Annotated in this window: 8 protein-coding genes; all 8 read right to left on the reverse strand. The window is 33.3% G+C overall.

Annotated elements, in window-relative coordinates; genetic code table 11:
• Window positions 1–232: 232 nt before the first annotated feature.
• The 8 genes from RCH18_RS15665 to RCH18_RS15700 all read right to left on the reverse strand — a co-directional run bounded on the left by RCH18_RS15665 (window position 233) and on the right by RCH18_RS15700 (window position 8497).
• Window positions 233–769 carry a PIN domain-containing protein gene (locus RCH18_RS15665; RefSeq protein WP_326937716.1) on the reverse strand — a complete coding sequence of 179 codons (537 nt, stop codon included), beginning with the start codon at window positions 767–769 and terminating at the stop codon, window positions 233–235.
• On the reverse strand, window positions 759–1109 hold the full coding sequence (locus RCH18_RS15670; RefSeq protein ID WP_326937717.1) for an STAS-like domain-containing protein: 351 nt from the start codon (window positions 1107–1109) through the stop codon (window positions 759–761). The genes RCH18_RS15665 and RCH18_RS15670 overlap by 11 nt, the downstream gene beginning before the upstream one ends.
• 39 nt (window positions 1110–1148) lie before the next feature.
• Complete coding sequence (locus RCH18_RS15675) at window positions 1149–2042, reverse strand: hypothetical protein (protein WP_326937718.1); 894 nt, start codon at window positions 2040–2042, stop codon at window positions 1149–1151.
• Window positions 2043–2371: 329 nt separating this feature from the next.
• Complete coding sequence (locus RCH18_RS15680) at window positions 2372–3526, reverse strand: hypothetical protein (RefSeq protein ID WP_326937719.1); 1155 nt, start codon at window positions 3524–3526, stop codon at window positions 2372–2374.
• An 80-nt stretch (window positions 3527–3606) separates the two neighbouring features.
• Window positions 3607–6486, reverse strand: coding sequence for a type I restriction endonuclease subunit R (locus RCH18_RS15685; RefSeq protein WP_326937720.1), 2880 nt, complete (start codon window positions 6484–6486; stop codon window positions 3607–3609).
• Between the two features lie 4 nt (window positions 6487–6490).
• Window positions 6491–7618, reverse strand: coding sequence for a hypothetical protein (locus tag RCH18_RS15690; RefSeq protein ID WP_326937721.1), 1128 nt, complete (start codon window positions 7616–7618; stop codon window positions 6491–6493).
• Between the two features lie 178 nt (window positions 7619–7796).
• A complete protein-coding gene (locus tag RCH18_RS15695) occupies window positions 7797–8057 on the reverse strand; it encodes a hypothetical protein (RefSeq protein WP_326937722.1) in 261 nt (86 codons plus the stop codon).
• Between the two features lie 197 nt (window positions 8058–8254).
• Window positions 8255–8497, reverse strand: coding sequence for a hypothetical protein (locus tag RCH18_RS15700; protein ID WP_326937723.1), 243 nt, complete (start codon window positions 8495–8497; stop codon window positions 8255–8257).
• Window positions 8498–8735 lie beyond the last annotated feature (238 nt).

Here is an 8735-nt window from a genome sequence, read left to right on the forward strand (position 1 = left end):
ACATAGGGAAGGGGCGTTTTATGGAGAACCTCAAAGGTAATTTTTTGAGGGATAAAAACTCCTTCCCTTTTTAATCGTTTAGGACGCTATTGATTAATAATTAGAAAAATTGTTGGATTTATAATTTTTGTTTATTCAGTGGTGTAGTTATACAACACTGTTTATTACAGATAATAGTTATCGCGAATGAGATAAGAAATACTCTTACAGTTTTATTGGGAATAGGCAAGAGCTATATTCTAATTATGGTGATATCATCAAATTTTGTAAAATCAGCGTCGTCACTTACCAAAATCCAATTTTTATTTTTACACTCACTATAAATCATAGCGTCATTGTAATCAATTAACTCGTAAGTCTTAAAAATGGAATCAAAATTAATTGCATTAAAGGAATCTGGATGTTTCTCTGAAATTTTTAAAATACTGTTTTTTACAGTATTTGCAATATCTTCTCTAGTCTCAATTGCTCTATTAGTTGAAAAATAATCATTTTTAAAATTTGCCGTTGGTTTTTGATTTTCACCTTTCCAGAGATTAAAATCTAATCGTAAATAAGCATTACAAAATTCTGAAATAATTAAACTATTGACGATTATGGCACCATTTCTACTTAGAATATTTTCGAACAAAGTGGATATCGTTTGCTGCTTTGATGCATTGAAATTTGCAATTGGACAGTAAAGAAACATCCATATGTTATTGTCAAAAAAGAAACTTTGGTTTGCTTTGACATCAAAATTATTTGCTTGAAAAATATTATTTATCATAGAACGCACTATTTGCTGAATCTTCAAAACCTTTTTTGTTTTTGAAATATTCTTTAGCTCTTCTTATAACCATAGAAAACAATGGTTTGTCTTCTGATTGCACATTTATAACTTTCAGATGATCATTGAGGTAATCACTAGAAAAATTGTCGTTACTGTACAATTGGCCAATGGCGGCATTTAAGAAAGCAGTTGTCAGAATTGTAATCTCCTTAAAATCAAGAATTACGGATTGCTTTTTTGATAAATGACTTACAATTTCATTAAATACTTTATCACCAGCATCTGTAGCAACTGCTATATCACTATCGATAATATTTTTAACAATTAAATTGTTCATAAATGATTATATATTTTAAGCAAAGATACTAAATAGTTATTAAAATAAATTATTCCAATCATCATCTGTTTCTTCTATAAGTTTATAGTGTGAAGTGTCATTTAAGTTAAACCGCAAATTTGCAATTGTGCCGTTAAACGGATTGTTTAATCTCATTTTAGTTGATTTACCTCGATGCCATTCCCAGAAACCGTCTGAAGATATAATTTGTATTTTACCTTTGTTATGCTGAATAAACTGAAAAATTAAATCAAGTCCTAAACCGCCAGAAATATCTCCGGTCTTTGTTGTGTGCCCTTTTTTCATTGCCCAATCAATAGCCTCTTCAGCAGCTATATTTTGGTTTAGAAATTTTGAAACGTTTTCTTGAAAGTTTTTACCTGTATCTACAATAGTAACATTGAGTGGCTTTTCTGGTTTTTTGGGAAAATATTGACCACAAGCATGAATATAATCACATGAGCCATGTGTCCTTGCGTTTTCATATAATTCAAATATTCGTAGTGTAATATGTTTGCCTAATAGTTTGCTATGAGATGGAAAATCATTTTTACTTAATAATTGTTGTTTAATGTAAATTTCAAAATTATTATCATCTAATTTATTAGTAGGATCAAATTTTTGGTATCTAATAGAAGTTGCATACTTATCAAATATTTTATCGTAACCATGTTGAATTAAAAATTCGTTTTTACGGAGTATTGTTTCTACTTTATTATTGAAATTTATCAGTTTTACAGTTTTACCGCTATTTTCCAAAATTTCTAGTATGGTTGCCAAAACTGCACATAAGTTGGCTTCAAAGAAAAAGACGTTGGAGAAATCAAATATTATATTTTGATCCGTACTATTATTAATTTTTGTTATTAAATCAACTAATTTTTGATATCCTTCAAAATCTGTTTTTATATCATTATCAAATTTAATTATCATTTTGAATAAATTTTATAGGTCTAAATTTTCACATTTACTTTTACGGATATTGTAACTTCTCTATCTAGGTATAATTGTAATTCTACTATCATTAATCTCGCTAATTGTAACAGTAGTAAATTAAAAAAATAATGTCTAATACGCAAAAGGTTTATTTTTTTTTCAATAATTTCCCCAATATATCCAAATAATTAGCTGCCTCATCAGGTATAACCATAACCTTAAGTGTTCAATGATCCTTTGCACAATAGACTAATTGCAATCCTTGCGTAGAACCTTTTTTATGACAACCAAAATGTATCGTTATTTTTCCTGCCATATAAGTTAAATTATTTTTTTACCCTTCCTTGAATTTCCTTTTCTTTTGATTTTCCTTCAAGTTGACCTATCTCTCTCGAACTTTTAAAAATCTTTTCAATATCATTTTTGTTTATTATTTTTCCACTTAATTTTGTTAAGACATAATAATCTATTGTTTTGCCAATACCATACGTTAAGCCATACACAACAGGTATAGTTGTGACTCCCCCAAAAAATGGAAGTACGGTTTTATAGGCACCAATTACTAATTGTTGAGCGATTATCCCCATGCCAATTATACCACTAATTTCTTTTAAAATACTTTCAATCGTATTTTCTTTAATTTTATACCCTCGTAAAGATGCTATTTTTTTACCCATCAAAATTTGCGTAGGAGTAAGTATAAAAATATCCGCAAAAGGAATTGGTTGTATTGCCAAAACAGCACAAATCCCACTGTAATTTCTTATTGTGTTATTTACCTCTACTTCTAATTGATTATCTTGGGTTTTGATTGCTGATGGGGCTACCATATTGCTCCCTCGTAGAGCCAAAATCTTTGCTTTAATTCTTTCTCTTTCTAATTCTTCAGGAGTCTTTATGACAGTAGGCTGTTTCTCATCAATCTTTATGTTTTGTTGCAAAAAAGTTTTTGTTTTTTTTTGGCTACTCAATCCAATATTGTCGCGGCTACTTGCTTCCGAAGCCTTTTGTCGATTTATCGCTAACCTCTTTTGTCGATCTTGTTCAGCCTTTCTTTGATCTTCTTTTCTTTTGAAGTATTCAGCTGTCTTAGAAGCTTCATAGTCAGAAACTTCGACTAAACTAATTTTACTTGGCTGTCTAAAATTTTCTTGGTCATATTTAAGATATCCTTCATACTTTCTACTGGCGTTGAGAAGTTGTTTATCATAAGCATCGCTAATTTTTCTGTTTTTATTTCTTATTTCTAAATTAAAAATTAGTGGTAGACCAATACGCCAAAAAGTATAAAAACCAATAATAAAATAGAAAATATTAATTGAATCAAAATCATTTTCATAATACATCCAATAATAGTAAAGTATTGAACAACAAATAAAATATTTACTTCGATAAATCAATTTAAAGACATTTGTTTCATTTAGCTCTTCAAGTTTTGGTCTATGTGGGTATTCTGGTCTAAGACCTACTTTGTTCTTCATTATCAGTGACATATTAAATTAAACAACTTCTTCCCCCTGCAAAGTCTATCTCAAAACGTACTGCAATATCATATTACACTCTAAGCCACCATCCCCTTCTCAAACAACTCCACAAACTCTTTCATTTTTGCAATAATCCTATCCCCTATCACTCTTGCTTGCAAAATACTTGGTCTATTATCTAAGCATTGAAAAACCTCGTCTTTTATGGGCTCTCGGCCGCTGTAGATGTACGCATCAATTAAGGCTTTGAACTGGGCTTTGTCCAGCTGTTCTTCTTCGCAGAGTTTTCCCAAGGCTAAAACTTTTTGCTCTTGCCAGTATTTTTCGAATTCCTCTTCGATGTCATCACCGTCTTTAATAAATGGCATGTTTTCGTCAATGAATTTCTGGATCAATTCGCGTTTGCTCCTTAGTTTAATGTCTCCACCTAATAAATCGATTATGGCTTTTCGTTGCGCTTTGGCTTCCGAGGTGTTGGCGCCTTTTAATTGTGATAATAATTTCAGAATATAAGCAACGCCTATTTTATCCCTGTGTATCAATTCCAATTCAAAATCAATATCATCTAGGATCGATGTTTTTTGAACCTCACTGTCTCGCTTGACTTTCTCATACAAGTCCAAGTATTTGCTTTTGTAATCTTCAAATTCTTGCTCGTCGATTGCAATGTCTTCCCAGTCAAAATCAGTGTAGGATTGCAACACATTCATGTTTCGCAACAGTTTCCGGAAGGCTTGTACAAACAAGGCTTCGGCTTCTTCGGTTTCTAAATCGTTTACACTTTGATACGTTGGCGTGATGTCTCGTAACGCTTCTAACGCTTCTTCGAATTTCTCTGCAATTTTTTCATAATTTGCCAACGTAACTACATCTATCGCATCTTTGTTTGAAAATAAGGTAATCGCATCATCGGTAGCTTTCTTGAGGTTTCTAAACGATAGAATGTTTCCTTGTGATTTCTGTTCGCCTAATATTCTGTTAGTTCTCGAATAGGCTTGAATTAATCCGTGTTGCTTCAAGTTTTTATCTACGTACAACGTATTCACCTTTTTGGCATCAAAACCAGTAAGCATCATGTTTACGACAATGACAATATCCAAACGGTCTCTCTTGTCATTGAAGTTTTTTCGCTCCCGATCTTTCAATCGCTTGCTAATATCTTTAAAATAGGATTCGAATAATTTGGAATCTTTGGTCGTAAAACTACCATTGTACATTTGGTTGTAATGCCCAATATACGTTTCTAGTTTATCACGGCTGTGTCTGGATAAATATTGGCTTGGTGCTTCTGCGGCCATATCAAAATCCGAATCATAATCGGCAGGTAGAAAATCTTGCGCATCATCTGAATCTTCATTGGCGCCATAGGTAAAAATAGTCGCAATACGCAAATCGTGCAATCCAGCTTCTTTCTTTTCTTGGAACAGATCGTAATACTGCACTGCATTTTCAATACTGCTTACCGTCAACAATGCCGAATATTGTTTATTAAACGTTTTATGATCGTGGTACGCAATAATGTAATCTACAATTTTCTCGATGCGCTTTGGCGAATCCAATACTTCTTGCTTGTCAATAACTTCTACTTCAATATCAATGAAAGCTTTGCTTTTGTTCTTGTATTTCCCAACATATTCAATCCCAAAACGCAATACGTTTTGATCCCGAATCGCATCGGTTATCACGTATTTATGCAAGCAATCGCCAAATAAATCTTTGGTGGTGCGTTTTCCTTTGTCATTTTTAGAAGCGTTTTCCGCAAAAATGGGCGTACCAGTAAAACCAATCAGCTGACTTTTATCAAAAAATTTCGTGATGCGTTCGTGGGTTTCCCCAAATTGCGAGCGATGGCATTCATCAAAAATAAAAACGATTTTCTTATGGCGCAACGGTTCAATACTGTTTTTAAAACGGTCCGATACGGCATTGTTTAATTTCTGAATCGTGGTTAAAACTAGTTTGGTGTTATCAGTCAGTTGCCTTACTAACGATTGTGTATTATCAGTCACATCAACGCTATCTTTCTTAAAGGCGTTGAATTCATTCATGGTTTGAAAATCCAAATCCTTTCTATCTACAACAAAAACCACTTTGTACACGTCCGGCAAATCCATCACAATCTGACTGGCTTTGAAAGAGGTTAAGGTTTTACCCGAACCTGTGGTGTGCCAAATATAGGCGTTGTCACTCGTGTGCGTGACTTGCTGAATAATCGCTTCGGTAGCAAAATATTGGTACGGACGAAGCACTATCATCACTTTGTGCGTTTCATTGATCACAATATAATGCGCGATCATTTTTCCCAAATGTGTTGGGTTTAAAAACGCTTTCGCAAAAGCGACTAATTCAGTGATGTTTTTATTATTGGCATCCGCCCAAAAGAACGTTTGCTTAACCGATTGCATTTCGTTATTTGCCAAATATTTGGTGTTTACGCCATTGCTAATCACAAAAAGTTGTACGTATTGAAACAAACCATCGGTGCTCCAAAACGAATGTTTTTGATACCGATTGATTTGGTTAAAAGCTTCTTTTATTTCAGTGCCTGAACGCTTTAGTTCAATTTGTACCAAGGGCAAACCGTTGACTAAAAGCGTCACATCATAACGGTTTTTATAGCTGCCTTCTAAGCTTACTTGATTGGTAACTTGGTATAAATTAGCAGTTGTATCTTCACTATTAAAAAACTGAACATAAAACGAAGTTCCATCTTCTTTATTTAATTGAAAACGGTCGCGTAGGGTTTTGGCTTTTTCGAATACACTGCCTTTGGCTAAATGATTCAAAACGGCATCAAACTCCTTTGTACTAAAGCTAGTTTGGTTAAACAATTCTAGTTGACTTTTCAAGTTAGCGATCAACACATCGCCATCCTGAATTTTTGCAGATGCATAACCTAAAGCCCGCAATTGCTGGATTAGGTTGTTTTCTAATTGTGCTTCAGATTGATGGCTCATAATTTTATTTATAAAATTTATCTGCTGACCATTTTGCAGGGTTTTGACCTATATAATTTTGAATTCGCTCAAATTCAGCTGAATTTCGAATAATATGGTCGTGAAACCGAGGGTGCCACTTAAAATCAGGATTAATTTTTCGCATTTCAAAACTACATTTTCCTTTATACCATCTAATAATACGAGATATGTTTTCTTGCAACATCGGATTATGATTGCCCGTGATGCCGCCCTCATTTTTAATTATTTCAGAAATATCGGGATTACAGGAATTAGGATTTATTTGATCATTGCGATTTTTTCCATTATCTCGCAGTACAGACGCGATTAATCGCGTCGCTCTGGTATTCGGAACAAAAGCATTTAATTGCGGCTCTACGCTTTCATCAAAACCATCTTTTGAAATTATTAAGATCCCATGCATGTGATTGGGCATTATCTGAAAATTTGCTAATTCAATATATGGAAATTCATTGGGTATTTTCGCCCAATTGTCATCTGCAATTTTTCCCAATTCATTTAACTGCATTTGATATTGTAACTCGGCGCGATTATCGGCAGCTTGCGTTTCTTCATTATCGCTAACAAGCGCGTTAAATCGCGTTTCCTCGTTATCAGTGGCAGACGCGATAAATCGTGTTTCCTCGTTATCAATGGCAGACGCGATAAATCGTGTTTCCTCGTTATCAGTGACAGACGCGATAATTCGTGTTTCCTCGTTATCAGTGACAGACGCGATAAATCGTGTTTCCTCGTTATCAGTGGCAGACGCGATAATTCGTGTTTCCTCGTTATCAATGGCAGACGCGATAAGTCGTGTTTCCTCGTTATCAGTGACAGACGCGATAAGTCGTGTTTCCTCGTTATCAGTGGCAGACGCGATAAATCGTGTTTCCTCGTTATCAATGGCAGACGCGATTAATCGTGTTTCCTCGTTATCAGTGGCAGACGCGATTAATCGTGTTTCCTCTTTATCAGTGGCAGACGCGATTAATCGCGTCTCTACTATTTCGCCAAAAAAACATTGCATTTTATGTGTGCATATCGTAATAAAATATGCACCATTAGCACCGTAATCCCAATTTAATAATCGCGCTGATGGAATGCGATATTTATTTTGAAATTTTTCCATATTCCAATATTTTTTTTAATTTATAGCCTTTAAATAATTAATTTTATATTCGTACAGACGCGATTTATCGCGTCTCACTTATCATTTATCGATTATCACTTAGTGCTTATCGCTTATCTTTCATCTCGAATCGATAATCAAATCTAAAATTTTTATTTCAAATTTCGCCTTCCTTATATTAAATAAGCAAAAATCCATCATTTATTCCCATGGCTTTAATGCTAATTTTCTTTTCATTGCCACTTTTGTCACAAATTTTACTGTGAATTTTGTTGCTCACATCGAGAGAGACGCGATAAATCGGCGTCTCTACTATTTCGCCAAAAAAACATTGCATTTTATGTGTGCATATCGTAATAAAATATGCACCATTAGCACCGTAATCCCAATTTAATAATCGCGCTGATGGAATGCGATATTTATTTTGAAATTTTTCCATATTCCAATATTTTTTTTAATTTATAACCTTTAAATAATTAATTTTATATTCGTACAGACGCGATTTATCGCGTCTCACTTATCATTTATCGATTATCACTTAGTGCTTATCGCTTATCTTTCATCTCGAATCGATAATCAAATCTAAAATTTTCATTTCAAATTTCGCCTTCCTTATATTAAATAAGCAAAAATCCATCATTTATTCCCATTGACTTCAATGTTAATTTTCTTTTTATAGCCACTTTTGTCACAAATTTTACTGCAAATTTTGTTGCTCACATCGAGAGAGACGCGATAAATCGGCGTCTCTACTATTTCGCCAAAAAAACATTGCATTTTATGTGTGCATATCGTAATAAAATATGCACCATTAGCACCGTAATCCCAATTTAATAATCGCGCTGATGGAATGCGATATTTATTTTGAAATTTTTCCATATTCCAATATTTTTTTTAATTTATAGCCTTTAAATAATTAATTTTATATTCGTACAGACGCGATTTATCGCGTCTCACTTATCATTTATCGATTATCTCTTAGTGCTTATCATTTATCGCTTATCTTTCATCTCGAATAGATTATCAAATCTAAAATTTTCATTTCAAATTTCGCCTTCCTTATATTAAATAAGCAAAAATCCATCATTTATTCCCATTGACTTCAATGTTAATTTTC

Source organism: Flavobacterium sp. PL11, from assembly GCF_035985025.1.
In the GTDB taxonomy this organism is placed as follows: domain Bacteria; phylum Bacteroidota; class Bacteroidia; order Flavobacteriales; family Flavobacteriaceae; genus Flavobacterium.